Origin of the sequence: Fictibacillus phosphorivorans (genome assembly GCF_007673525.1) — a bacterium.
Taxonomy (GTDB): domain Bacteria; phylum Bacillota; class Bacilli; order Bacillales; family Fictibacillaceae; genus Fictibacillus; species Fictibacillus phosphorivorans_C.
Window position 1 is genome coordinate 2,378,629 of sequence record NZ_VDZU01000001.1, and the last position, 25,169, is coordinate 2,403,797.

Here is a 25,169-nt window from a genome sequence, read left to right on the forward strand (position 1 = left end):
TCGATAGAAAGGACTATATTTCGACCGTGACTTTGGACCCAATTTCAAAAATAGTAATAAAATCCCTATATTTATACGGTTTTTGGTACCTCTTTACCACTTTCGTACACAATCGACAAATATTTACATTTTTATCCTTTTTCGTTGTATCTAATCTACCGTGAATAAACAATAGAAGTTTTTTTCAAAAATTTTTCTATCTCAACCTTCCATTAAAAACATCTTAAAAATGTTGATACAGCACCCAAAGTAAAATTTCTCTATAACAAATAATATGAGATTCATAATTAGCACTTTGAGTTTTTTGGAACAAAAAAATCCAGCTCTGGTTTAAAGAGCTGGATCTTATTATTGGTTATTATGAAGTTTTAAGCTTTTCAAGCTCAAGCAAGAACTTGTCGTTCAACACTTTGATATACGTTCCCTTCATACCTAGAGAACGAGATTCAATTACACCTGCACTCTCTAATTTACGAAGCGCGTTTACGATTACAGATCGAGTAATACCCACTCTGTCTGCAATCTTACTTGCTACAAGCAATCCTTCGTTTCCTTCTAATTCTTCAAAAATATGTTCGATCGCTTCTAGCTCACTATATGATAATGAACTGATCGCCATTTGAACAACTGCTTTGTTACGAGCTTCTTCTTCGATCTCTTCCGCTTTTTCACGAAGGATCTCCATTCCAACAACTGTAGCACCGTACTCAGCAAGAACTAGATCGTCCTCTTCAAATGAAGTAGATAGTCTTGAAAGAATAAGAGTTCCTAGTCTTTCACCGCCACCTACGATCGGAACGATTGTCGTTAATCCCGTCGAGAACAAATCTTTGTTCTCAACTGGGAATGCTGTATAATCGCTCTCTATGTCAATGTTTGAAAGAGACTCTGTAATGTTGAAAAGATTTTTTGTGTAATCAGTAGGGAATTGACGATCCTCGATCATCTTCTTCATACGCTCGTTCTCAATTTCTTGTTTAAGAGCGAGACCTAACAGTTTACCACGACGGCTTACTACAAAAATATTTGCTTCAATCACCGTACTAAGTGTTTCAGCCATCTCTTTAAAGTTTACTTGTTTACCACCTGTTTGTTGAAGCATCGAGTTGATACTTCTTGCTTTGTTCAATAAATTCATTGTATTTCTTCCTCCTACTGCATCCTATAATATATATTGGCTCAGATCCTTGTTCTTTGCGATGTTAGCCAGTTTTTCTTCTACATACTCGGGTGTAATGGTAATTTGATCTAAGCTGATATCAGGCGCTTCAAAAGATAGATCTTCTAATAAGCGTTCCAATATGGTATGAAGTCTTCGTGCACCAATATTATCGGTGTCTTGATTCACTTCATAGGCAATGCTTGCAATCTTAGCAATAGCATCGTCAGAAAATTCAACATTTATACCTTCCGTACTCAATAGAGCTTTATACTGTTTTATGATCGCATTATCAGGCTCTATTAATATACGTGTAAAATCCTCAACAGACAAGCTATTTAGTTCAACTCTGATCGGAAATCTTCCTTGCAGCTCTGGAATAAGATCTGAAGGCTTAGAAATATGAAAAGCTCCAGCTGCAATAAACAGGATATGATCCGTCTTGATCGAGCCATACTTCGTCATTACTGTAGAACCTTCAACAATCGGAAGGATGTCTCGCTGAACGCCTTCACGGCTTACATCAGCAGAATTTTGGTTCTTTCCTGCAATCTTATCGATCTCATCTATAAATATAATACCTGTTTGTTCGGTCTTGTAAACTGCTTCACTCGTAACATCATCCATATCGATTAGTTTTGCCGCTTCGTCTTGCGTCAATACTTTACGAGCTTCTCGAACAGTTAGCTTTCTTTTTTTCTTTTTCTTCGGCATAAGTCCACCGATCATATCCTGCATGTTCATGCCTACTTGTTCCAGACCCGAACCTTGGAACATGTCTAGCATAGAAGGATTCTGCTCTTCTACTTCTACCGTAACAAGATGATCCTCCATCTCACCAAGCGCAAGCTTCTGTGCCATTTGGTTTCGTCTCTGTCTAAGATCTGAAACATCATCTTGCTGTGGCTTTTGTTCCTGTTCTTGATTACCCCCACCAAAGAACATCTCTAGCGGGTTTTTAAAGCTCGTTTCTGTTTTCTTACCTGGAACTAAGAGCTCTACAAGTCTTTTATTAGCATTTTGCTCAGCTTTGTCTTTTACATCATTCATCTTCAGCTCTTTTACAAGTCTTACTGAAGTTTCAACTAGATCACGTACCATCGAATCAACGTCACGACCAACATAGCCAACTTCAGTAAATTTAGTTGCTTCAAGTTTAATGAACGGGGCTTGAGCTAGTTTTGCTAACCTTCTAGCAATCTCTGTCTTCCCTACACCAGTAGGTCCGATCATCAGAATATTTTTAGGTGATACTTCATCACGAAGCTTGTCGTCGAGCAAACTTCTTCTATAACGATTACGAAGCGCAACAGCAACAGCTTTCTTTGCATCGTTTTGACCTATAATATACTGATCTAACTTTTCAACAATTTGTCTTGGAGTTAATTGACTGTTCATTGCAACCGCTCCTTTACTTTTTACAATTCTTCTAAAACAATCTCTGTGTTCGTATAAACACAAATTTCGCCAGCAGTCTTTAAAGATGCAAGAGCGATTTCTTTTGCAGAAAGTTCAGGTGCATGATTCTTCAGTGCCCGACCTGCGGCTAGAGCATAATTGCCACCTGATCCAATCGCGAGAATTCCATCGTCTGGCTCAATAACTTCACCAGTTCCAGAAATCAATAACATATGCTCTTCGTTCATTACGATTAATAGAGCTTCAAGCTTTCTAAGAACTTGATCTGTTCTCCATTCTTTAGCCATCTCTACAGATGCACGCTGCAGATTTCCGCTGTATTCTTCTAACTTGCTCTCAAATTTTTCATAAAGCGTAAATGCGTCTGCAACCGAGCCTGCAAACCCAGCAAGCACTTTTCCTCCGAAAAGCTTTCTTACCTTCTTGGCTGTATGTTTCATTACAACTGCGTTGCCGAATGTAACCTGACCATCTCCAGTCATAGCGGACTTGCCGTTATGCTGAATCGCAAAAATTGTAGTAGCATGAAATGTTGACATTGAAAAATCCCTCCCTTTTTGTTTTTATGCTCGAGGATGCGCATTATTATAGATTTTTTTTAAATGACTTTTTGAAACATGTGTATAAACTTGTGTAGAGGAAAGGTTAGCATGCCCTAAAAGCTCCTGAACTGCTCTGAGATCTGCGCCTTCATTCAGCATGTGCGTCGCAAACGTATGCCGCAAAACATGCGGGCTGATATGTATCGTAAGGGAAGATTCCTCAATTAGTTTATTTAATATAGTTCTTACGCCTCTCGCGGTTAAAGGTTCCCCTTTATAGTTTAAAAATAATGCATCCGACTTTTTCTCCGTTTTTTCTAACAGCAACTTGCGACCGTCCTGTAGATATTTTTCAAGAGATTCTCTCGCAAACGATCCGATCGGAACATATCTTTCTTTTTTACCTTTTCCTTTAACAAGCGCTATCTCTACATTTAAATCAAGATCCTTTAACTGCATCTTACACAATTCACTGACACGAATACCAGTTCCGTACAATATTTCGAGGATGGCTTGATTTCTTTGTCCCATGGGGGTTGTAATATCAGACACATTAAAAAGCCTCTCCAACTCTTTTTCGTAAAGAAATTGAGGAAGCATTCTTGCTTTTTTAGGGAGTGATGCCATAGCAAAAGGGTTATGTTCTTCGACGATCTTTTCGCGGTTTAGGAAACGATAAAAACTTCTCATCGCCGATATCTTTCTTGCTACTGTATTTCGAGCATACTTCTTCTCATGGAGAGTCACTAAATATTGCCTGACTAAAACATAAGAAACAGCAGCGAATCCTTCGATTGCTTGCTGTTTCAAAAAAGAAGTAAAATCATTAATGTCTTTTTCATAGTGTTCAATCGTATAAGGTGAACAGTTCTTCTCGATCATTAAATAATTCAAGAAATCCACCACGTGTTGGCGTTCTGATACCATTTCATACACCTCACAAAGCCCCTAAATCGTAACACAATTTAGGGGCTAAATCAATACATGTTCACAAATTTGTTATAAAATTCTGAATTGTTTCCAACGCTCTATTAGCTAGAGCTGTATTACGCTCTTGTTTATTTTTGATTCTCTTCTCAAGAGGTGGAAGAAGTCCAAAGTTAGCATTCATCGGTTGAAAATTATCCGGATTAGCAGTCGTAATATAATACGCCATGCTTCCGATCGCCGTCTCTTTAGGGAAAACAGCTAGTTCTTCGCCATTAACCAACTTTGCAGCATTGATTCCCGCGATCAATCCTGAAGCAGCACTTTCAACGTACCCTTCAACACCAGTCATCTGACCTGCAAAGAAAAGATCTTTTCTTGCTTTTAACTGATACGTCTCTTCTAAGAGGCGTGGAGAGTTTAAGAACGTATTACGATGCATTACACCGTAACGTACTACCTCTGCGTTCTCTAAGCCTGGAATCAGTCTTAGAAGCTCTTTTTGAGGTCCCCATTTAAGGTGTGTTTGGAAACCTACAATATTATATAGAGTTCCTGCACTGTTATCTTGTCTTAATTGAACGACCGCATAAGGAATCTTGCCTGTTTTCGGATCTTCGAGACCGACTGGTTTCATCGGTCCGAACAATAATGTTTTCTTACCTCTTTTAGCCATAACTTCAACTGGCATACAACCTTCGAAAAAGATCTCTTTTTCAAATTCTTTTAGAGGGACTGTTTCAGAAGTGATTAACGCTTCATAAAAACGGTCAAATTCTTCTTCAGTCATCGGACAGTTTAGATAAGCTGCTTCACCTTTGTCGTAACGGGACTTTAAATACACCTTGTCCATATCGATGCTGTCTACTTCGATGATCGGTGCAGCTGCATCGTAAAAATAGAGATACTCTTCTCCCGTTAATGAGTTTAGCGATTTTGATAAGTTATCAGAAGTTAGAGGTCCTGTCGCAATAATAGTTGGACCTTCAGGGATCTCTGTAACTTCTTCAGTGATCACCTCAACATTAGGATGATTCTTAACTCGCTCTGTCACAAGACTAGCAAATTCGTGACGGTCGACCGCCAGAGCTCCACCAGCAGGAACTGCACAATCATCAGCTGATGAAATAATAACAGAGTTTAATTTTCTCATCTCTTCTTTTAGTACACCGACAGCGTTCGTTAGTGTATTAGCACGAAGTGAGTTCGAACATACTAGTTCTGCAAACTTCTCAGTATGATGAGCCGGTGTTTGTCTAACCGGTCTCATCTCGTATAATTTTACTTGAATTCCTCGGCTAGCGATCTGCCAAGCTGCTTCACTTCCAGCAAGACCTGCTCCGATTACGTTAACATGTTGATTCATGAAGATAAACTCCTTACTTTGCTTCCTCTTCAGCATAATCGCAAGAGACACACTGTACGACTTTGCCTTTTTTCGTTTTCTTTTCTACTAACATACTATTACACTTCGGACATGTTCTGGCAATAGGTTTATCCCAAGATACGAATTCACAATCTGGATAACGGTTACATCCATAGAAAAGTCTCTTTTTCTTACTTTTCCGCTCTACGATTGTTCCTTCATGACAAGTCGGACATGTAACACCTATGTCTTTTACGATCGGTTTCGTGTTTCTGCAGTCTGGAAAGTTAGAACAAGCCATAAACTTTCCAAAGCGTCCCATCTTATAGACCATCTCATGTCCACATTTCTCACAGTCTTCACCGGCCGGCTCATCTTTGATCTCTACTTTTTGCATCTCTTCTTCTGCAATCTTCAGTTTCTTTTCAAAACCTTTGTAGAAGTCATCGATGATCCTTATCCAGTTTTCTTTTCCGTCTTCTACTTCGTCAAGATCGCTTTCCATCTTGGCAGTAAATTCAACGTTGAATACTTCAGGAAAGAATTCCAATGTCATCTCTAAAACAAGCTCACCAAGCTCTGTTGGAACAAATTTCTTTTCGTCTAGAGCTACATACCCACGTTTTTGAATCGTATCAAGCGTTGGTGCGTATGTTGATGGTCTGCCTATACCCAGTTCTTCCATCGTACGAACAAGTCTTGCTTCCGTATATCGAGGAGGAGGCTGCGTAAAATGCTGAGTTGGTTCAAGATCTTTCTTTTCTACTTTCATGCCTTCTTGAACATCTGGAAGAATACGATCTTCTTCTTTTTTTCCATCATCATTGCCTTCAACATAGACTTTCATGAATCCAGGAAACTTAACCTTAGATCCAGTCGCACGGAAATTGATTCCGTTGTTCTCTAGATCTACTGTCATCGTATCAAGAACGGCAGATGCCATTTGGCTCGCTAAGAAACGCTCGAAGATGAGCTTATATAATCTGAGTTGATCTCGTGAAAGATAATTCTTCAAATCACGTGGATGATACATGACAGAAGTGGGACGAATCCCTTCATGGGCATCTTGAGCGTTCTTTCCTGATTTCTTCTCCACTCTTGATTTGTTCACGAACTGCTCTCCATACTCTTTTTCGATGAATTCAGCAGCTTCTGTCTTAGCAGTATCAGATATACGTGTCGAATCTGTACGCATATAGGTGATCAGACCGACCGTACCTTCTTTTCCTAGATCGATTCCTTCATATAATTGCTGTGCGAGCATCATCGTCTTTTTAGCTCGGAAATTTAGTTTCCTTGCCGCTTCTTGTTGAAGTGAAGAAGTGATGAAAGGCGGCGAAGGATTTCTGCGTCTTTCTTTTTTCTGAACAGAATCGATCTTAAACTGTTTACCTTTTATCGTGCTTAGGATTTCTTTCACTTCTTCTTCGTTGGAAAGTTCCTTTTTCTTGCCGCCAGTTCCATAGAACTGTGCTTCAAAATCCTCTCCAGAAGCACTAAAGATCCCTTTAATCTTCCAATACTCTTCTGGTTGGAACGCTTCAATCTCTTTCTCTCGTTCAACGATCAATCTGACCGCAACCGTTTGTACACGTCCAGCGCTCAATCCTTTTTTGATCTTTTTCCATAATAACGGACTGACTTTGTATCCTACTAGTCTGTCAAGCACCCTTCTTGCTTGCTGTGCATCAACTAAGTCCATATTGATCTTTCTTGGTCTTTTAAAAGAATCTTTTATCGCATTTTTTGTAATCTCATTAAACACAACTCTACATTCAGAATCTAAATCCATATCCAAACTGTGAGCAAGATGCCATGCAATTGCTTCACCTTCGCGATCCGGGTCAGCTGCGAGAAAGATGCGTTTTGCTTTTTTCGCTGCAGTTTTTAAATCTTTTAAGATAGGACCTTTTCCACGGATCGTAATGTATTTTGGTTCATAGTTTGCTTCTACATCTACGCCAGTCTGGCTTCTGGGAAGATCACGAACATGTCCCATAGATGCTTTAACGTCATATTTGCTCCCTAGATACTTTTTTATTGTCTTTGCTTTGGCGGGAGACTCAACAATGACTAAATATTTTTCCATTTACAGTTTATCCCCCTTTAAGGGTTTAGTGAAATCTTCCCTATTATTAAATAATGTATCTGCATTTGTCAAACTGTTTCCTCATTTAAATGAAAACGGTTAGATACTTTCGTTTTGAATATCTTCTGCACTCATGACTAATTTTGCTCCATTTTGAATCAAAAAATTGGTCCCGTTCGCACACTCTTCTAAAATGGATCCTGGGATCGCAAATACATCTCTTCCTTGTTCGAGTGCTTGATCAGCTGTAATTAAGGAACCACTCTTTGTTCGTGCTTCAGCAACAAGTGTTGCACGGCTGAGACCGCTTATTATACGGTTACGAAGCGGAAAATGCCAGCGTTTTGGTGTAACCTGTGGCGCAAACTCAGATAACAAGATTCCTTGTTCACTAATCTTCTTAGCTAGTGCTCTGTTTTCTTGCGGATAGATCTGTAACAAGCCAGAACCTAGAACTGCTGCTGTTAAGGACTTGTGTTGAATACTTAACTCATGAGCGAACGTATCAATCCCTTTAGCTAATCCGCTGATCACGATCCAATTATTATCAATTAAAGGAGTAAGTACTTTTTCTAACGCTTGTTTTCCCTGTTTGCTAGGATGACGAGTACCGACCACACTAATCATTTTATCCCGATTTAGGATTGTCCAATCCCCTTGTCCATAAAGAACCCATGGCGGGTCATAAATGTTCTTTAACAGCGGAGGATAATTATTATCGAATATCGTAACTGCTGAAATAGATTGTCTTAAAAGATTCTTCATTATGTATGTACTATTATATTGTTTCATGTGTTGATGGAGGCGCTTTGCCGTTAGGTCACTGTAACCAAACGACATTTTCAACCTGCGAATGTCCATTGAAAAAACAGATTTAAGTTCAGGATCAGCTACAACTATTGATCTTAATTGATTCCAAGTGAGTCCTTCGCAATGATGAAGAAAAATTAAGCGTTCTTTATCCAAACTGCATTCCTCCTCATGAAACAATTCAATGTAAATAAAAAGCTCCCGATCTGGGAGCTTTTCACGTTGTAATCGTTATTACGCTTTTGCTTTGTTTGTTACACAGCGATCATATAGATCGTTTTCTTTTAAAGCTTCAACTAAAGTTTCACCCATAACTGAAGGCGTTGCTGCAACTTTAATTCCACAAGCTTTCATCGTTTTGATCTTTTCATCTGCTGTACCTTTTCCACCAGAGATGATCGCACCAGCATGCCCCATACGTTTTCCTGGAGGTGCGGTTTGACCACCAATGAATCCTACTACAGGTTTCGTCATGTTCGCTTTAACCCATTCAGCTGCCTCTTCTTCAGCAGTTCCACCGATCTCACCGATCATGATTACTGCATATGTGTCCTCATCTTCGTTAAAAGCCTTTAAAACGTCGATAAAGTCTGTTCCGTTGACTGGGTCTCCACCGATACCAACTGCTGTAGATTGCCCGATCCCACGCTCTGTAAGCTGATGTACAGCTTCATACGTTAATGTACCAGAACGTGACACAACCCCAACATGACCTTTTGTATGAATGTACCCTGGCATGATACCGATCTTACATTCTTCAGGAGTGATTACACCCGGGCAGTTCGGACCAACTAGACGTGTCTTCTTGCCTTCCATGTAACGTTTAACTTTTACCATATCCATTACTGGAATACCTTCAGTAATACAGATTGCTAGATCAAGTTCAGCGTCAACAGCTTCAATGATCGCTTCTGCAGCAAATGCAGGCGGAACATAAATAACAGAAGCATTAGCTCCAGTTTCTTTAACTGCATCCACAACGGTGTTAAAAACAGGAAGACCTTCAACTTCTGTTCCACCTTTACCTGGTGTAACACCGCCTACAATTTTCGTACCATATTCAAGCATTTGTTTTGTATGAAAAAGACCAACAGAACCTGTAATACCTTGAACGATAACTTTTGTATCTTTATTAATAAAAATGCTCATGCATCAATCCATCCTTCCTACGATGTTTTCTCTATTACTTAACTAAAGCTACGATCTTCTCTGCACCATCAGCCATAGAATCTGCAGCTGTAATGTTTAGACCAGATTCTTTAAGAATCTTTTTACCAAGATCAACGTTAGTACCTTCTAAACGCACAACAAGAGGTAACTCAAGACCAACTTGTTTCGTTGCTTCAACAACGCCGTTCGCGATGATATCACATTTCATAATTCCACCGAAAATGTTAACAAAGATTCCTTTAACATTTTTGTCAGAAAGAATAATCTTGAATGCTTCTGTTACCTTCTCAGTAGTCGCGCCGCCCCCAACGTCAAGGAAGTTAGCCGGGTCGCCGCCGTAATGTTTAATGATATCCATCGTTGCCATTGCAAGTCCAGCACCATTAACCATGCATCCAATATTTCCATCAAGAGAAATGTAGCTAAGATCGTATTTAGATGCTTCGATTTCTTTTGCATCTTCTTCTTCAAGATCTCTATATTCTAAGATGTCTTTGTGACGGTATAAAGCATTAGAATCAAAGTTCATCTTTGCATCAAGTGCCATAACATTTCCGTCACCTGTTACAACTAATGGATTGATTTCTGCGATTGAACAGTCTTTTTCAACGAAAGCCGTATATAGACCAATCATGAATTTCACTGCTTTTCCTACCAATTCAGTAGGGATGTTGATGTTATAAGCAAGTCTTCTTGCTTGGAATGCTTGAAGGCCGATCGCTGGATCGATTACTTCTTTGAAGATTTTTTCAGGTGTCTTTTCAGCCACTTCTTCAATTTCAGTACCGCCTTCTTCAGATCCCATCATAACAACACTTGATGTTGCACGATCTAGTACAAGACCGATATAGTATTCTTTCTTAATATCACAGCCCTCTTCGATAAGTAAGCGCTTAACTTCTTTACCTTCTGGACCTGTTTGATGAGTTACAAGAACTTTTCCTAAGATTTCATTTGCGTATGTACGCACTTCATCGATATTTTTAGCGACTTTAACGCCACCTGCTTTACCGCGGCCACCTGCGTGGATCTGTGCTTTAACTACAGATACAGTGCTCCCCAGCTCATTAGCAGCTTCTACTGCTTCTTCAACGGTAAATGCTACTTTCCCGTTTGGAACAGCCACACCATATTTTCTAAGTATCTCTTTACCTTGGTATTCGTGGATATTCATTTACTCTCCATCCTCCTATCATGGTGAAAACTTAAAGTACCGTTATCATTGTATAAGACCTAGTCTATTATGTCTACTATTCTTCAGAAAATTGCAAGCGCATACACCCTCTTAGCCAAAATAAAAAACCAAAATCACTGTGGAATGACTTTGGTTTTATCACTTTTTCGTCCCCTTTAGGAACGAAAACACCTTCTTTTTTCATTTGTTTTTTTCGTTTTTCTGTTTCTTGATGATTTTAGGTGTTATAGCTTCAGATTCAGCAGCTGAACGGTACATGCCAAACTCTTCAGCCATCTCTTCTTTAAATTGGTTCACTAATTGTTCGGATTGCTGTACGACTAATTTATTCTTAGGCATTAAAACACACTCCTTTAAAGATAGGAATGCCCCGTTTCAATAACATTTATGTAGATTTTCCTGCTTCTTTATCCAATTTATAAATAAAAGCAAACAGTTCAGCGACCACTTCATACAATTCTTCAGGTATACTTTCCTCGATCTCTAGCTTAGATAATAAATGAACTAAAGAAGGATCTTCCTGAATCGGTATGTTATGATCTTCTGCAGATCTTACTATCCGCTCTGCTGTTTCACCTTTCCCCTTAGCAATAACTACCGGAGAGGTAGATTCGAGCGGACTATACTTTAACGCCACAGCTTCTTTTTTATGATCACTCATACTCTAAGATCCAATCCTTTATATGATATAGAAGTCTCGGTATTTTTTATCTTTTCGTTTTGAGAACTGAATATAACGGATGATAGCGTATAATTCATGTTCTTCATACTAATCTTTAACGTGTGTAATAACGGTTCAGAAAATTTTTCGATAGCGGGATGAGAATTATAAACTTTTAACGAAACGATTCTGTTTTGAATATGCACATCTACAGCCACATCATTTAGATGCTTCATCTCTAACCAAAAAAGCATCCTACAATGATCTGGATCGATTCCTTTTCCACCTTGCTTTTTGCTTTCCCACCGAACGGTCATCTCTTTCGGATATTCCGATCCATTAAACGGAATATGAAGAATAAATTGCTGCATGTTCTCATTGCTTTGAATATTCTGTAACTGTTGACCAGTAAGTTTATTTAATGCTTGTTTTGTTTTTTGCTGTATGATCTCAGGCAGTTCTATACGGTCAGCGTTCTGTTGCAGGTGCAGAAGTTGAGACTTTAACGTTTCCGTTTGTTTTAGTTGTACTGGGTCTAATAAAATATTTTTTTCATGCAATAGACCCGATTTAATCAACCACTTTTTTGCAGCTGTAATAAATTCTTCTGATGGGTTCAGATTTGTTTCTTTAGAAACCTTCATCACATCGTTTCTTAATTGTGTTGATAAATTTTCTTCCACATTAAATATTCCTGTCTGAACCTTTATTGGATCTGGAAGTTTTCCATTCGATGGCATAATGATGTCTGCTGTGTTTTTAATATCCATACTTTTCACTCTATCATGAATGGGAGCCTGTTGATTACTTGCTTCGTTACCTTTAAATACATAGAGTTCTTTTAAAAGCTCTAAGGTTTTTGAAACAGCTTTATCTTTATGAATAAAGGGCATTAGAGCCTCATAGAGCTGTTTGAATTCACCACTTGATCCTGCACTGCTTTTTAGACTGAAAGCAACTGCTTGAACGATCTCTTGCTTAGGGGGCAGTTGAAGCTCCAACATACGCTGAACAACTGCTTTTTTTTCATGGAGTGGTAGTGCGTTTGTGAATTTTAAAACCTCGGAAACAGATTTTATGTTTTCTTTTAATAGAGGTAACTTTTCTATGATCGCAAAATCAACTGCTTTTTTGTTCATATCGGATGCTGGAAGGCTCCATCTCGATAAAATCTGTTCTGAAGTAGACTTAACTGGATCTGTTTCCACCTTTTTCAAATAGATCGTACCGTTTTTCTCTGAAACTTCAAATAGATAGTTATCTCCTTTGATTAAAGGTGCTTCCAATTTGGCATAAAGTGTTGAGCCATTATAAAGAACCTTCGCTGATTGATCAGGGAAGATTTCTAAAATCTTAGCAGATATAAACTGATTAAGCTTTAAAAGTAACGGTTCATCCATTAATCTAGCAGGGATTAACGATTTACCATTCATTTGGTTGAGTTGTAACAGGTTAATCACTTCCTGTAATTTTAATAAGTTCTCCTACCGGACTAAATGATCTACGATGAATGTCTGTTGGTCCAAACTGCTGAAGTGCATGTAAATGTTCCTTCGTTCCATAACCCATATTGGAATTCAATCCATATTGAGGATATTTTTCATGAAGGTTATGCATATATCGGTCTCTTGTAACCTTTGCAACGATTGATGCAGCCGCAATAGAAATACTTTTCTCATCACCTTTTATTATTTTTAATTGGTCGATCGCTAAAGGAACTTCCATAGCATCAATTAAAAGCTGATCTGGACGAACATGTAATGAGCTGATTGCTTCAGTCATTGCCAACTTAGACGCTTGATAAATGTTAATCGCGTCGATCTGATCTGGCTGCACTAAATGGACACTGTAAGAAATAGCATCCTTCATAATAATCTCATATAGAGCATCTCTTTTTTTCTCAGATAACTTCTTAGAATCATTGACCCCTGGCAACATATATCCTATAGGTAAAATAACTGCAGCTGCCACGACGGGACCAGCTAAAGGCCCACGGCCGACTTCATCTACACCCGCGATCAAAGTTTTCCCTTGAGCTTGGCATTGCTCTTCGTAAGTATGCATCAGCTTCAATCTCGTTCTTTCAGCTTCTTCTCGTGCTAAGCGTTTTGAGAAAGATTGAAATAGTTTTTGTGCACCTTGTCTTTCATCTTCAGAGAGGATTTTTAGTAGATGGATCAACTCATTATCTTTACTGGATTTTAATTTTTGTTCCCATTCTTTTATAGACATTTTCATGTTCATCACGCTCTTTATGTATGTATTATCGGTTTTATATACGTTCTTTTTATAAGATGTTTTCGTATTACATAGATCCTCTCTGGAAGTAGTCGCTTTCCGCTCCAGGTCGCTCGCTTTCCATGAACGGTGAGCCTCCTGTCTAGTTGCAGTGACTAGCCCCTCGAGGTCAAAAGTTAAACGGTCAAGAAGGCATAGTGCGCCGTCCTCGCCTTTTTTACCTTTTGCTTGTCGGGGCTAACCGAGTCACTTCCTCTTTTCGAACTGCCGCTTTGCGCCTTTAGGAGTCTCCACCTGACCGCTCGTCCCATAGGAGTCTCGCGACCTTACGCTCCAATCGACAGGCTAAAGAAGATTTGAAAACATCCACTACAAAATTTTCAACCCGAAATTTTAAAAACAGGCACTTTCTTAAGCGCCTGTTCAGTTAGCTCTATTTAATTTCAAAGTCATTTGGGCGCTCATATGACAAGCGTCCAAGCTTTTCTGCTCGAAGGTCTCGTAACACAATCTCAGCAGTCTTTTCAAGATCCACTTCTCCGCCACTCATCATACATCCCCGTTTCTTGCCGATCTCTTCGAATAGGGGCAGTGAGTCCTCTGGAATCTCAGACAGCTTGTATCGTTCCACTAGACGCTCTTCGTAGTGTTCTTTTAAATATTTGATCGCATATAAGACTACTTCAGTAAAATCAAAGAGAGTTTCTTTAATCGCTCCGGTAACTGCTAACTTCAAACCGATTGATTGGTCTTCAAATTTAGGCCACAGAATTCCTGGAGTATCTAATAATTCTAATGTCTTACCTGCTTTAATCCACTGCTGCTTTTTCGTTACACCAGGCTTATCTCCTGTTACAGCAATATTTTTACCAGCCATACGGTTGATGATCGTGGACTTACCAACGTTAGGTATACCAACAATCAATGCTCTTACCGCACGAGGTTTGACGATTCCCTTTGCTCTCATCTTATCGAACTTTTCTTTTACTAACTCATGAGCAAGAGGTTCTATTTTTTTTATCCCTTTTCCATCTTGCGAGTTGATAGCAAGAGAAGGAATGCCTTTTTCTGAAAAATAACTTTCCCACATTGATGTCACTTTTGGATCAGCCAGGTCAGCTTTGTTCAAAAGTACAATACGAGGTTTCTGACCCAGAATCTCATCGATCATGGGATTTCTAGAAGCTAGAGGAATTCTAGCATCCACTAACTCAAAAACGACATCGATCATTTTGAGTTTTTCAGTTATTTCCCGGCGTGCTTTGGCCATATGTCCAGGAAACCATTGAATGGTCATGTTATCTCACCCTACTTTACAAATCCAATATCCTTTAACGGCCAGAAACGGAAAGATGCTTTTCCTAAAATCGTATCATCATCCACTGTTCCTATATTTCGGCTGTCTTGAGAATTTCTTCGGTTGTCACCTAATACAAATAGTTGACCTTGAGGAACCTTTTGCTTACCCGTTACTTCAAGTAACTTAAAATCATAAGTGAAGTTTCCATCTTTTGTTTTCTTTTTATACGCTTCTAAATATTCTTCTTTTACCTGCTTACCATTTACATAAAGGGTATCATCTTTATATTCGACTGTATCCCCAGGTAAACCGATTACTCTTTTTATGTAATCTTTTTCTTCGGTAGCATGGAAGACTACAATATCGAATCTTTTTGGATCACCAATCACATATGAAAACTTATTAACGATCAGTCGATCTCCGTTGTGCAGAGTTGGCATCATAGATTGTCCATCGACCACGACGGGTGCGAAAAGAAAAAATCGGATGATCCCTGCTAATAATAAGGCTGCCGCTAATGCTTTAATCCATTCCCACGTTTCGTTTTTTGTACGTGCCATTCTTAATCCTCACCATCTCTAGAAATTCCTTACTTATAATATGGAAAAAGGAGCTTGAATAAGTCAAGCTCCTTTCGAGAATTATTAGCGAATTTCTTTAATACGAGCTGCTTTACCGCGAAGTGCACGTAGGTAGTATAGCTTCGCACGACGAACTTTACCACGACGAACTACTTCAAGGTTCGCGATCTTCGGTGAATGTAATGGGAACGCACGCTCCACTCCAACACCATAAGAAATTTTACGAACAGTAAACGTTTCAGAAATTCCTGATCCACGCTTCTTGATAACTACACCTTCAAAAAGCTGGATACGCTCACGAGTACCCTCGATTACTTTCACGTGTACACGAACAGTGTCACCTGAACGGAATTTTGGTAAATCTTTTAATTGATCTTTCGCTAGATCTGCAATAAGCTGTTGCATAGTTTATTGCCTCCCTTCCCATGGATGTTCTTGCTAAATGATAAAGCAGCGGAACACCGGATTAAACGGGCATAAGCCACAAACAATATAATACCATATAACTTAAACAGTGTTCAAGTTGTTTTATGATCTTTTATCTCATTCAGCCAAATTTCTTCTTCTTTTGTTAATTTGATTTTCTCTAGCAAGTCAGGTCGACGTTCATACGTTCTTCTTAAAGACTCTTTTCTGCGCCATGTCTCGATATTCTTATGGTTTCCTGACATAAGCACATCAGGCACTTTCATACCGCGAAAATCAGCAGGTCTCGTATATTGTGGATGCTCTAACAAACCTGTGCTGAACGAATCCTCTTGGTGAGATGCTTCTTTTCCTAAAACATTAGGAAGCAGTCTCCCAACAGCGTCTATGACGACCATAGCACCCAGTTCGCCACCCGTTAATACATAGTCACCTATAGAAATCTCATCTGTTACAAGGTGCTTTCTAACACGTTCATCATAACCTTCATAATGACCGCATAAGAAAATAAGATGTTCTTCTTCGGCCAACTCTTCTGCTTTTCCTTGAGTAAACGTTTCTCCTTGAGGACATAAAAGGATGATTCTAGGTTTTACAGTTACCTCTTTCTTTAAATGTTCCACCGCGTCAAACAGAGGCTGAGGAGTGAGGACCATGCCAGCTCCTCCTCCGTATGGGTAATCATCAACATTCCGATGTTTGTTGGTTGAGAACTCTCGAAAATCAATCACTCGAAGTTCGAGCGCATCCTTCTCCTGGGCCTTTTTTAAGATCGAATGACCAAAAACGCCAGAAAACATTTCCGGAAAAAGGCTTAAAACATCTATTTTCATTAGAATAATCCTTCTAATGGCTCAATAACAATCTTTGATTCTTTCACATCCACTGATTTCACAACAGAAGGAATGTAAGGAATAAGAATATCTGAACCAAATCCTTTTCTCTTCACTACCCAAACATCGTTTGCTCCAGGGGACAATATTTCTTTAACTTTTCCTAGTTCTTCACCTTCAACAGTGAAAACCGAGCAGCCGATAATATCATGGTAGAAAAACTCTCCTTCATCTAACGAAACAGACTGATCCTTCGGCACTCTAAGCAGATTTCCTTTAAAACGTTCAACATCATTGATGTTATGCAGGTTTTCAAATGTTAAAAGGTCAAATTGCTTATGTTTTCTATGCGTTTCAATCTTTACAGGTATATGTTCTGATCCCATATCTACATATAAAGTGTTTCCGATCTTATACCGTTCCTCAGGAAAGTCAGTTCTTGAGATCACTCTGACTTCTCCTCTAATTCCGTGTGTATTCACAATCTTACCTACGTTCAGCCATTTATCTGTCATGATTTATAACCTTCTCTCATACAAACTTAATCATATTATTATCCAGTCTAAAGTTTATCATAAATGCAAGTATGTATACCTTTAAAATATTGCTATAGATAAAAAAAAGGAAGAGGTTTCCCTCATCCTTTTTAGACGATTTCGATTGAAATCCTTTTATTTTGATTCGTACCTGCTGCATTCACAACCGTTCGAATCGCTTTAGCCACTCTTCCTTGTTTACCGATAACTTTTCCCATATCCGTCTGGTTAACAGTTAGTTGATAAACAAGTCGGTGTCCTTCTTGAACCTCTTTGACGCTAACTTCATCTGGGTGATCAACTAGAGCTTTCACAATTGATTCGATCAACTCTGTCATATCTGTTCCCCTTCGTCAAAATTATTTTTGGTTTTTCGCGTTATGGAATTTCTCCATAAGACCAGCTTTTGAGAAAAGGTTACGAACTGTGTCAGATGGTTTCGCACCGTTTGTCATCCACTCAAGAGCTTTTTCTTCGTTGATCTTAACTTCAGCTGGGTTTGCAACTGGGTTATACGTTCCGATCTCTTCGATGAAACGTCCATCACGAGGAGAACGAGAATCAGCTACTACTACACGATAAAAAGGAGCTTTCTTAGCACCCATACGCTTTAAACGAATTTTTACTGCCATTATAACTTGCACCTCCGAAAATAGTTCACACAAAATAATATAATAGTATAAATTGACAGGTTTGTAAACCTGAAAATTCAGTTTACATAAAAGGGAATTTGAATCCACCTTTTTTCTTTTTGCCATTCATCATTCCAGACATTTGTTTCATCATTTTCTTCATGTCCTCGAATTGTTTGATGAGGCGATTCACTTCTTGTACCGTTCGCCCGCTTCCTTTAGCGATGCGGCGTTTACGGCTGGCATTGATAATCTCAGGCTGTTCTCTTTCATGAAGAGTCATCGAACGGATGATGGCTTCAACGTGACCGATCTGTTTTTCATCGATCTGAACGTTTTTGAGGCCTTTCATCTTGTTCGCACCTGGGAGCATGCCTAGTATTTCATCAAGCGGTCCAAGATTTCTAACTTGTCCCATCTGATCAAGAAAATCATCGAACGTGAACGACATATCACGCATCTTCTTCTGAAGATCACGCGCTTTCTCTTCATCTACTGTGGTTTGTGCCTTTTCGATAAGAGTAAGCATGTCACCCATTCCTAAAATTCTAGAAGCCATACGATCGGGATGGAAAGGCTCTAAAGCATCCATCTTTTCACCTAGACCTACAAATTTTATAGGAAGGCCGGTAACGGCTTTAATTGAAAGTGCGGCCCCACCGCGTGTATCTCCATCTAGTTTGGTTAATACAACACCAGTGATCCCTAGCGCTTCATTAAAGCTCTCGGCAACATTCACAGCATCTTGACCAGTCATTGCATCGACAACTAAGAAGATTTCATCAGGTTTTGAAATTTCTTTAACCTGTTTCAACTCATCCATCAGCGTTTCATCAATGTGTAAACGCCCAGCTGTATCGATAATGACATAATCGTGATGATCTTCTTTTGCTTTTGCGATGGCTGACTCAGCAATTTTGACAGGACTTACTTGATCACCCATCTGAAACACAGGAAGATCCAACTGTTTTCCTACTATTTCTAGTTGCTTGATCGCAGCAGGACGGTAGATGTCAGCTGCAGCCAGTAACGGTTTGCGATTTTGCTTTTTGCGTAAATGATTTGCAAGCTTTCCTGTTGTTGTTGTTTTACCAGCACCTTGCAGACCTACCATCATAATTACGGTTGGCGGTCGGTTGGAAACGGCAATCTTACTTTGTTCTCCACCCATGAGGGTTGTCAGTTCATCGTTAACAACTTTTACTACTTGCTGTCCTGGTGTCAGACTCTTTAATACTTCCTGACCAACAGCACGTTCAGATACTTTTTTCACAAAATCTTTAACTACTTTAAAGTTAACGTCCGCCTCAAGAAGCGCAAGGCGTACTTCCCTCATCATTTCCTTTACATCCGCTTCATTTACTTTCCCTTTTCCACGAATTTTTTGTAAAGTGTTCTGAAGACGGTCGGCTAAACCTTCAAATGCCATCTCACTGAACGCCTCCTATTCCATATTTTCAAGGCGATCGATAATTGCAATTACGTTATCAGGTTCAGAATTCAGAAGCTCTCTTAAAGATGACAGCAACTGGTCACGTTCCTGAAACTTTGCAAAAAGCCCTAACTTTTCTTCATATTCTTCCAGCATCGCCTCTGTCCGTTTAATATTATCATAAACGGCCTGGCGGCTGACATTATATTGTTCAGCAATTTCACCGAGAGAATAATCGTCCAAATAGTACAAACCCATATAATTCTTTTGTTTAGGGGTCAATAATGCTTGGTAAAAATCAAATAGATAATTAATTCTCATTGTTTTATCTAGCATTTTTCCACAACCCTTGTTAAGTGAAATGCCTTTACGTGATTACTATACAACCCATGGTTTTAGATGTCAAGTTTTTTTCTTAACACATTAGTTGTTAAGTTGTTGCTTGGAAATTAGAAAGACATATCCTACTTATTGTTGGTTTGTAAGTAGTTGTACTTCGTCCTCACGAATACAGTGAATCAGTGATGAGTGACTCTTCTGTTATCCGTAGGAAACAATCAGAAGTGATACCTCATAGGGTATTTAGTCACATTTATAAGGATTAATCCAAATAAACGAGGCATGAATCCAAAAATTTTTGTTATTTATCCTCGAGTTTTTGATTCGAATCCAAAATTTTTGATTGTTTATCCGCGAGTTTACAATCCTCGACAATTCTCGATATTCAGATACCCCCTGTTAAAACAAAAAACCATCCAGCTCCCAAGTAAAGTGAGCTAAATGGCGTTAATAAAAGAAAACAGATTTACTCTGCACCTTCCTCTTCTGTTCCTGCAAACAAACCATATACAAACTGATCAGCATCAAACTCTTGCAGATCGTCAATTTTCTCACCGAGCCCTACAAACTTAACTGGGATATCTAGTTCATGACGAATCGCTAAAACAATTCCACCTTTTGCCGTTCCATCAAGCTTTGTCAAAACTAAGCCAGTTACATCTGTAGATTGTCCGAAAGTTTTCGCTTGATTCATGGCATTCTGTCCAGTTGTAGCATCAACAACAAGCAAAACTTCATGAGGAGCACCAGGAATCTCACGTTCGATGACACGTTTCACTTTTGATAGCTCGTTCATCAGATTCACTTTATTCTGAAGTCTCCCAGCTGTATCACAGAGCAATACATCAGCCTTACGAGATTTAGCGGCCTGGATGCTGTCGTAAATAACAGCTGCAGGGTCCGCTCCTTCATGATGCTTGATCACATCAACTCCAGCACGTTCTCCCCACACTTCAAGCTGATCGATCGCACCTGCACGGAAAGTATCTCCGGCCGCTAGAATCACTTTCTTACCATCGTTCTTCAACTGATGAGCGAGTTTCCCAATCGTTGTTGTTTTACCAACACCGTTCACTCCTACGAATAGAATAATGGTCATTCCATCAGTCTGTAAGTTCAGTTTATTATCACTTTCTTCTTTTTGAAGCATTTCAGCTAATTTCTCAGTGATCGCTGATCGAAGCTCCATTGGATTTTGAATGTTCTTTGTACGTGCAACATCTTTAAGTTGATCAATAATATCAAGAACGGTGTGAACCCCAACATCTGCTCCGATCAAGATTTCTTCTAGCTCTTCGAAGAATTCTTCATCCACTTTTCTAAATCGTTTTAGTAGATCGTTAACTTTAAATGAAAAAGAGTTCCTCGTCTTCTCTAGTCCACTTTTAAACTTTTCAGATGATTCCTCAGATTGTTGTGTTGAGAACTTTTCTTTTAATCGTTTCAAAAAACTCACTATCAATTTCCTCCCTATGATGTTACAAGTTCTTTTGTTTCTTCAAGCCTCACGGAAACAAGTTTCGAGACACCAGACTCTTGCATGGTGACTCCATAAAGTACATCCGCTTCTTCCATGGTACCTTTTCGATGCGTAACAACGATAAATTGCGTCTCTTTACTGAATGCTCGTAAAAATTTAGCAAACCGATTTACGTTCGCATCATCTAATGCTGCTTCAACTTCGTCTAAAATACAGAACGGAACAGGTCTTACTTTTAGAATTGCAAATAATAACGCAATAGCGGTTAGAGCTCGTTCTCCACCAGACAACAGACCTAGTTGCTGCAGTTTCTTGCCAGGTGGCTGCGCCATGATGTCTACACCCGTTAAAAGCATATCATCCGGCTGAGTTAAAACGAGATCAGCTCGACCACCACCAAACAACTCTTTAAAAATAACACCAAAGTGTGAACGAATAGAAGTAAATGTCTCTTCAAAACGATTCTTCATCTCTTCATCCATTTCAGAAATCACGCCATAAAGAGTATCTTTTGCTTCTGTTAAGTCATTTCTTTGATCTGTAAGAAAATCAAAGCGCTGGCTCACTCTGTCGTATTCTTCGATCGCCCCAATGTTTACAGCTCCGAGCTCTTCGATCGCCATCTTGATCAACTTTACTTTTCGTTTTGCGTCTTGAAGCGGTATCTCTAATCGATGCTTCAATCTCGCGCCTTCGTATGATAGTTCATATTCTTCTCTAAGATGAGTAAGTCTTGATTCTAGTTCTACATCGAGTCGATTAATACTAACCTCTTCTGTTCTAAGCCCGTCATGAAGTTGTTTATATTGTCTTTTTGCCTCTTTTAATCCGATCTCCATACTTTCGATCGACCGGAAAGAATCTGTTCTTTCTTTTCTTCGTTCTGCAATTAATTTCAATGCATTATTCTTTTCATGTCTTCTCTGTTGGATCTGTTCATCGAGAGAATCTTCACCAGAAGAGCTTGAGTTCATCTCTTCCTCCAGAAGCCAATAATCTTCTTCTATTTCTTTGCTCTTTGCTTCTACTTCATAAAAATCTTGTTCAATTCTTAAGCACTTTTCTCGCTGATTGGCAACCTGCTGCTCGAGTTCGGCTGCTTTAATCTTTAACAGTGTTAGTGCTTCTCTTAGTTCTTCTTTTGAGCTCTGATTATTCTTCTTTTTCTCTGTAAGATCAGCAATCGTTTTTTCAAGCTCTCTCCCAGATCTCATAGCAAGATCGAGTTTTTTCTGTAAAGCTGAAAGACGGGTATCTGCAGCAGATCTTTCAGTTTCATAGGAATTCTTTTCGCGATCATACAGTTGTAGTCTATCGTTTAAACTCTTTTCTTCTATTTCAACTTCTCGTAAAGAAGATCTCAGCTCTTGTTCTTGTTCTCGTAGGAGTTCTCCTTCAGTTTGAAGAGATTCGAGTCTTTCTTTCTTCTTCGTTAGTTTCGATCGTAATTCACTAACTTTTTCCTCAAGTTGAAGTGTTTGCTTCTCCATTGTTGCTACTTTGACTGTAAGAGAATCAATCTCTCTTTGTCTACTTAATAGAGAATTACTTTTTTGTTTCAGACTTCCTCCAGACATCGATCCTCCCGGAGACACAACATCTCCTTCAAGAGTAACGATTCGGTAACGGTAGTTCACTTGCTTTGCAATCTTGTTGGCACCCGCTAAATCTTTAGCGATGATAATATTCCCTAAAAGATTGCCTACAATGTTTTGATACTTAGAATCAAACGTAATAAGGTTTGCAGCAACACCAACAAAAGCATCGATAGAGCTTGCTTGGTGAGCATCTGCACTAGAGATCTGACGCGGCTTAATTACATTCAATGGTAGAAAGGTTGCTCTTCCTGCTCTCGTTTGCTTTAAAAATTGAATAGCTTTCATTGCGTTCTGTTCATGATCTACAACAATATGCTGCATAGAAGCGCCTAGAGCCGTTTCAATTGCCGTTTCCACCTCAGACGGTACCGATAAAAGTTCCGCTACCGCTCCTTCAATGCCAGTGAGCTTTGTTTCTTTCGCTTTCAAAACCTCTTTAACGCCCTGCATGAAACCTGCGTATTCGTCTTGCATGGATTCTAGCATCTCTTTTTTAGATTTGAACTGCTGAATAAACTGATACGCTTGATACAATTTATCTTGAAGTGTTCTCGTTTCCTGATCATCGATCAAAATCTCTGATTTCAGAGCTTGATATTCTTCTTGCTTTATTTTTAATTGCATTTCAGCTGCTTGATAGGAAGCTTCAGCGTTCTTTCTTGTTTCTTTTAATGCTTCTCTTTGTTCCAGGTATTTTGTATTCTCTTCATCTAAACGAGTACTTTTGGAGCTCTGCTGTCTAGCCTGATCCTCTAAGTAACGCATCTCGTTCTTAATCGTTGTTTGTTCGTTCAAGCGCTCGAAATAATCACTTTTTAATTTTTCTAGTTCTGCTTCAACGTCCATCTCGAGAACAGACAATCGTCCTTCTTCGTCTTTCACTTGTTTTTTTATGGATTTTAATTGCTTTTCTTTATCTCTTAATGAGTCTTTTTCAACAGTAAGCTGTTTTCCCAACTCTTCTTTTTTTGCCTTGTAGAGCTGAATTTGTTCTAAAAGCGACGTTTTATTTTGATCATAATTCTTTTTACGTTCTTTCAAGACTTCTTTCTTACCTTCTAATTTTTCCAGTGTTTCACTAGCTAAAAGAAGAGCACTTTGTAGTTCATCGATCGATTCATCCATCGCTTGCATATCAAGTCGTGCTCTTTCGATCTTAGTCTCACCTTGTTTTACTTTTACCGATAGGACCGATTCTTGGTTCTGTAGCTCTACAACAAGTTCTTTTTGCTTTTCCCACCGAACATACAAGTCTTCGATCTCTTGAACGAGAACAGCTGTTTCAACGACCTCGAGCTCTTCTTTTTTCTCAAGGTAGTCTCTTGCGATAGAAGCTTGTATTTTAAGAGGTTCGACTTGACCTTCTAATTCATGAAGAATATCTTCTACACGATTCAGATTTTCTTGCGTCTCAGTGAGTTTAGCCTCTGCTTTTTGCTTTCGGGTCTTGTACTTTAATACACCTGCAGCTTCTTCAAAAATCTTTCTGCGCTCATCCGATTTGCTGCTTAATATTTCTTCTACCCGGCCTTGTCCGATGATAGAAAAAGCCTCTCTTCCAAGTCCTGAATCCATAAACAGCTCTACAATATCTTTTAAACGACACTGTTGTTTATTGATCAAGTATTCACTGTCTCCTGAACGAAATACTCTTCTTGTGATCGATATTTCATTATAATCAAGCGGTAGATGCTGATCTTCGTTATCTAAAGTAAGTGTAACTTCTGCGACATTTAATGGTTTTCGATTATCACTGCCTGCGAAGATAATATCTTCCATCTTAGAGCCTCGCAAAGACTTCGCTGACTGTTCGCCCAGCACCCAGCGTACAGCATCTGAGATGTTACTTTTACCGCTTCCATTTGGGCCAACAACCGCTGTGACCCCTTGTACAAATTCAACTTGTATCCGCTCTGCAAATGATTTAAATCCTGCTACATCAATTCGTTTGAGGAACATCATTAAATCCCCCTTTATTTCTCACAATATGCTTTCCCGTTTTTATAATTTCGGGCGCTTTATTTGAATTTCTTATGTATTTATTTCTTTAACCTTTATATTTTATCATAGATTCACTCATACATAGTCACAAACATTACAGTGTGCTAAAATGAAATGTGTTTGGACTTAAAATATGCATGCAAGTAAAATCTCACATGAAGATATGTGGATAAAAAGGAGCCCACCATGGACTTAACGACTCAGAATCATGAGAACTTATCATTTATGATCGAAGGATTAAAAAAGAAACTTCAGCTTGTTAACAGCGGACTCATTCAACCAGAAGACTATGAACTGTCAAAGTACGAAGACATTAAGGAACTTTATGATATGGTCATGAAGATGCCATCATTCAGTATTCGAGATATGGAAGGCATCGTTGAAGAACTAGCATCTCTTAAAACAAAGTAACAGAAACCCCCTCACACGGCTTAT

25 protein-coding genes are annotated in these 25,169 nt (G+C 39.0%); 1 reads left to right on the forward strand and 24 read right to left on the reverse strand.

The annotated features are described in order from the left end of the window. Window positions 1-358: 358 nt before the first annotated feature. From codY to smc, 24 genes are all read right to left on the reverse strand, one after another. Window positions 359-1,138 carry a GTP-sensing pleiotropic transcriptional regulator CodY gene (codY, locus tag FS458_RS11845; protein ID WP_066393642.1) on the reverse strand — a complete coding sequence of 260 codons (780 nt, stop codon included), beginning with the start codon at window positions 1,136-1,138 and terminating at the stop codon, window positions 359-361. Between the two features lie 24 nt (window positions 1,139-1,162). Continuing rightward, window positions 1,163-2,557 (reverse strand): HslU--HslV peptidase ATPase subunit, encoded by a 1,395-nt coding sequence (gene hslU, locus FS458_RS11850; RefSeq protein WP_137789674.1) that lies wholly within the window; start codon window positions 2,555-2,557, stop codon window positions 1,163-1,165. A 20-nt stretch (window positions 2,558-2,577) separates the two neighbouring features. Further along, window positions 2,578-3,117, reverse strand: a complete 540-nt coding sequence (hslV, locus tag FS458_RS11855; protein ID WP_137789675.1) for an ATP-dependent protease subunit HslV — start codon at window positions 3,115-3,117, stop codon at window positions 2,578-2,580. A 24-nt stretch (window positions 3,118-3,141) separates the two neighbouring features. Then, the gene (xerC, locus tag FS458_RS11860) at window positions 3,142-4,047 is read right to left on the reverse strand and encodes a tyrosine recombinase XerC (protein ID WP_144703529.1); all 906 of its coding nucleotides are present in this window, start codon (window positions 4,045-4,047) and stop codon (window positions 3,142-3,144) included. A gap of 61 nt (window positions 4,048-4,108) precedes the next feature. Next, entirely contained in the window at window positions 4,109-5,413 is a 1,305-nt protein-coding gene (gene trmFO, locus FS458_RS11865) for an FADH(2)-oxidizing methylenetetrahydrofolate--tRNA-(uracil(54)-C(5))-methyltransferase TrmFO (protein WP_144700793.1), read from the reverse strand. 13 nt (window positions 5,414-5,426) lie between these two features. Then, window positions 5,427-7,502, reverse strand: coding sequence for a type I DNA topoisomerase (gene topA, locus FS458_RS11870; RefSeq protein ID WP_144700795.1), 2,076 nt, complete (start codon window positions 7,500-7,502; stop codon window positions 5,427-5,429). Between the two features lie 99 nt (window positions 7,503-7,601). Then, the gene (gene dprA, locus FS458_RS11875; protein ID WP_144700797.1) at window positions 7,602-8,468 is read right to left on the reverse strand and encodes a DNA-processing protein DprA; all 867 of its coding nucleotides are present in this window, start codon (window positions 8,466-8,468) and stop codon (window positions 7,602-7,604) included. A 78-nt stretch (window positions 8,469-8,546) separates the two neighbouring features. Next, entirely contained in the window at window positions 8,547-9,461 is a 915-nt protein-coding gene (sucD, locus tag FS458_RS11880) for a succinate--CoA ligase subunit alpha (RefSeq protein WP_144700799.1), read from the reverse strand. A gap of 34 nt (window positions 9,462-9,495) precedes the next feature. Then, window positions 9,496-10,656 (reverse strand): ADP-forming succinate--CoA ligase subunit beta, encoded by a 1,161-nt coding sequence (sucC, locus tag FS458_RS11885; protein WP_144700801.1) that lies wholly within the window; start codon window positions 10,654-10,656, stop codon window positions 9,496-9,498. A 201-nt stretch (window positions 10,657-10,857) separates the two neighbouring features. Then, window positions 10,858-11,016 carry a small, acid-soluble spore protein, alpha/beta type gene (locus tag FS458_RS11890; protein ID WP_137789681.1) on the reverse strand — a complete coding sequence of 53 codons (159 nt, stop codon included), beginning with the start codon at window positions 11,014-11,016 and terminating at the stop codon, window positions 10,858-10,860. 46 nt (window positions 11,017-11,062) lie between these two features. Next, on the reverse strand, window positions 11,063-11,338 hold the full coding sequence (locus FS458_RS11895) for an EscU/YscU/HrcU family type III secretion system export apparatus switch protein (RefSeq protein ID WP_144700803.1): 276 nt from the start codon (window positions 11,336-11,338) through the stop codon (window positions 11,063-11,065). Next, on the reverse strand, window positions 11,335-12,798 hold the full coding sequence (locus FS458_RS11900) for a hypothetical protein (protein ID WP_144700805.1): 1,464 nt from the start codon (window positions 12,796-12,798) through the stop codon (window positions 11,335-11,337). The genes FS458_RS11895 and FS458_RS11900 overlap by 4 nt, the downstream gene beginning before the upstream one ends. Beyond that, a complete protein-coding gene (locus tag FS458_RS11905; protein WP_144700807.1) occupies window positions 12,791-13,576 on the reverse strand; it encodes a ribonuclease HII in 786 nt (261 codons plus the stop codon). The genes FS458_RS11900 and FS458_RS11905 overlap by 8 nt, the downstream gene beginning before the upstream one ends. Window positions 13,577-14,009: 433 nt before the next feature. Beyond that, window positions 14,010-14,873, reverse strand: a complete 864-nt coding sequence (gene ylqF, locus FS458_RS11910; RefSeq protein ID WP_144700809.1) for a ribosome biogenesis GTPase YlqF — start codon at window positions 14,871-14,873, stop codon at window positions 14,010-14,012. 11 nt (window positions 14,874-14,884) lie between these two features. Next, the gene (gene lepB / locus FS458_RS11915) at window positions 14,885-15,436 is read right to left on the reverse strand and encodes a signal peptidase I (RefSeq protein ID WP_144700811.1); all 552 of its coding nucleotides are present in this window, start codon (window positions 15,434-15,436) and stop codon (window positions 14,885-14,887) included. Window positions 15,437-15,520: 84 nt separating this feature from the next. Beyond that, a complete protein-coding gene (rplS, locus tag FS458_RS11920) occupies window positions 15,521-15,862 on the reverse strand; it encodes a 50S ribosomal protein L19 (protein WP_066393605.1) in 342 nt (113 codons plus the stop codon). A gap of 113 nt (window positions 15,863-15,975) precedes the next feature. Beyond that, window positions 15,976-16,716, reverse strand: coding sequence for a tRNA (guanosine(37)-N1)-methyltransferase TrmD (gene trmD / locus FS458_RS11925; protein ID WP_144700813.1), 741 nt, complete (start codon window positions 16,714-16,716; stop codon window positions 15,976-15,978). Continuing rightward, window positions 16,716-17,231 (reverse strand): ribosome maturation factor RimM, encoded by a 516-nt coding sequence (gene rimM, locus FS458_RS11930; RefSeq protein WP_144700815.1) that lies wholly within the window; start codon window positions 17,229-17,231, stop codon window positions 16,716-16,718. The genes trmD and rimM overlap by 1 nt, the downstream gene beginning before the upstream one ends. A gap of 131 nt (window positions 17,232-17,362) precedes the next feature. Continuing rightward, window positions 17,363-17,590: a KH domain-containing protein gene (locus FS458_RS11935; protein ID WP_066393598.1), complete on the reverse strand. Its 228-nt coding sequence runs from the start codon at window positions 17,588-17,590 to the stop codon at window positions 17,363-17,365. 21 nt (window positions 17,591-17,611) lie between these two features. Then, complete coding sequence (gene rpsP, locus FS458_RS11940) at window positions 17,612-17,884, reverse strand: 30S ribosomal protein S16 (protein ID WP_066393596.1); 273 nt, start codon at window positions 17,882-17,884, stop codon at window positions 17,612-17,614. Between the two features lie 82 nt (window positions 17,885-17,966). Further along, entirely contained in the window at window positions 17,967-19,313 is a 1,347-nt protein-coding gene (ffh, locus tag FS458_RS11945) for a signal recognition particle protein (protein ID WP_144700817.1), read from the reverse strand. 15 nt (window positions 19,314-19,328) lie between these two features. Next, window positions 19,329-19,652: a putative DNA-binding protein gene (locus tag FS458_RS11950; protein WP_066393591.1), complete on the reverse strand. Its 324-nt coding sequence runs from the start codon at window positions 19,650-19,652 to the stop codon at window positions 19,329-19,331. A gap of 469 nt (window positions 19,653-20,121) precedes the next feature. Further along, window positions 20,122-21,111, reverse strand: coding sequence for a signal recognition particle-docking protein FtsY (ftsY, locus tag FS458_RS11955; RefSeq protein ID WP_144700819.1), 990 nt, complete (start codon window positions 21,109-21,111; stop codon window positions 20,122-20,124). A gap of 14 nt (window positions 21,112-21,125) precedes the next feature. Beyond that, window positions 21,126-24,692: a chromosome segregation protein SMC gene (smc, locus tag FS458_RS11960; protein WP_144703532.1), complete on the reverse strand. Its 3,567-nt coding sequence runs from the start codon at window positions 24,690-24,692 to the stop codon at window positions 21,126-21,128. A 228-nt stretch (window positions 24,693-24,920) separates the two neighbouring features. Here smc and FS458_RS11965 point away from each other — a divergent pair, with 228 nt between their 5' ends. After that, complete coding sequence (locus FS458_RS11965) at window positions 24,921-25,145, forward strand: DUF1128 domain-containing protein (RefSeq protein WP_144700821.1); 225 nt, start codon at window positions 24,921-24,923, stop codon at window positions 25,143-25,145. Window positions 25,146-25,169: the final 24 nt, after the last annotated feature.

What these genes read in the sequence shown, in the direction of transcription:
- xerC (WP_144703529.1), bottom strand. Translation starts at nt 4,047, where the DNA reads ATGGTATCAGAACGCCAACACGTGGTGGATTTCTTGAATTATTTAATG.
- FS458_RS11905 (WP_144700807.1), bottom strand. Translation starts at nt 13,576, where the DNA reads ATGAAAATGTCTATAAAAGAATGGGAACAAAAATTAAAATCCAGTAAA.
- rimM (WP_144700815.1), bottom strand. Translation starts at nt 17,231, where the DNA reads ATGACAGATAAATGGCTGAACGTAGGTAAGATTGTGAATACACACGGA.
- sucD (WP_144700799.1), bottom strand. Translation starts at nt 9,461, where the DNA reads ATGAGCATTTTTATTAATAAAGATACAAAAGTTATCGTTCAAGGTATT.
- FS458_RS11965 (WP_144700821.1), top strand. Translation starts at nt 24,921, where the DNA reads ATGGACTTAACGACTCAGAATCATGAGAACTTATCATTTATGATCGAA.
- ylqF (WP_144700809.1), bottom strand. Translation starts at nt 14,873, where the DNA reads ATGACCATTCAATGGTTTCCTGGACATATGGCCAAAGCACGCCGGGAA.
- topA (WP_144700795.1), bottom strand. Translation starts at nt 7,502, where the DNA reads ATGGAAAAATATTTAGTCATTGTTGAGTCTCCCGCCAAAGCAAAGACA.
- trmFO (WP_144700793.1), bottom strand. Translation starts at nt 5,413, where the DNA reads ATGAATCAACATGTTAACGTAATCGGAGCAGGTCTTGCTGGAAGTGAA.
- hslV (WP_137789675.1), bottom strand. Translation starts at nt 3,117, where the DNA reads ATGTCAACATTTCATGCTACTACAATTTTTGCGATTCAGCATAACGGC.
- hslU (WP_137789674.1), bottom strand. Translation starts at nt 2,557, where the DNA reads ATGAACAGTCAATTAACTCCAAGACAAATTGTTGAAAAGTTAGATCAG.
- rpsP (WP_066393596.1), bottom strand. Translation starts at nt 17,884, where the DNA reads ATGGCAGTAAAAATTCGTTTAAAGCGTATGGGTGCTAAGAAAGCTCCT.
- lepB (WP_144700811.1), bottom strand. Translation starts at nt 15,436, where the DNA reads ATGGCACGTACAAAAAACGAAACGTGGGAATGGATTAAAGCATTAGCG.
- rplS (WP_066393605.1), bottom strand. Translation starts at nt 15,862, where the DNA reads ATGCAACAGCTTATTGCAGATCTAGCGAAAGATCAATTAAAAGATTTA.
- smc (WP_144703532.1), bottom strand. Translation starts at nt 24,692, where the DNA reads ATGTTCCTCAAACGAATTGATGTAGCAGGATTTAAATCATTTGCAGAG.
- ffh (WP_144700817.1), bottom strand. Translation starts at nt 19,313, where the DNA reads ATGGCATTTGAAGGTTTAGCCGACCGTCTTCAGAACACTTTACAAAAA.
- FS458_RS11895 (WP_144700803.1), bottom strand. Translation starts at nt 11,338, where the DNA reads ATGAGTGATCATAAAAAAGAAGCTGTGGCGTTAAAGTATAGTCCGCTC.
- codY (WP_066393642.1), bottom strand. Translation starts at nt 1,138, where the DNA reads ATGAATTTATTGAACAAAGCAAGAAGTATCAACTCGATGCTTCAACAA.
- FS458_RS11950 (WP_066393591.1), bottom strand. Translation starts at nt 19,652, where the DNA reads ATGCTAGATAAAACAATGAGAATTAATTATCTATTTGATTTTTACCAA.
- sucC (WP_144700801.1), bottom strand. Translation starts at nt 10,656, where the DNA reads ATGAATATCCACGAATACCAAGGTAAAGAGATACTTAGAAAATATGGT.
- trmD (WP_144700813.1), bottom strand. Translation starts at nt 16,716, where the DNA reads ATGAAAATAGATGTTTTAAGCCTTTTTCCGGAAATGTTTTCTGGCGTT.
- FS458_RS11935 (WP_066393598.1), bottom strand. Translation starts at nt 17,590, where the DNA reads ATGACAGAGTTGATCGAATCAATTGTGAAAGCTCTAGTTGATCACCCA.
- FS458_RS11890 (WP_137789681.1), bottom strand. Translation starts at nt 11,016, where the DNA reads ATGCCTAAGAATAAATTAGTCGTACAGCAATCCGAACAATTAGTGAAC.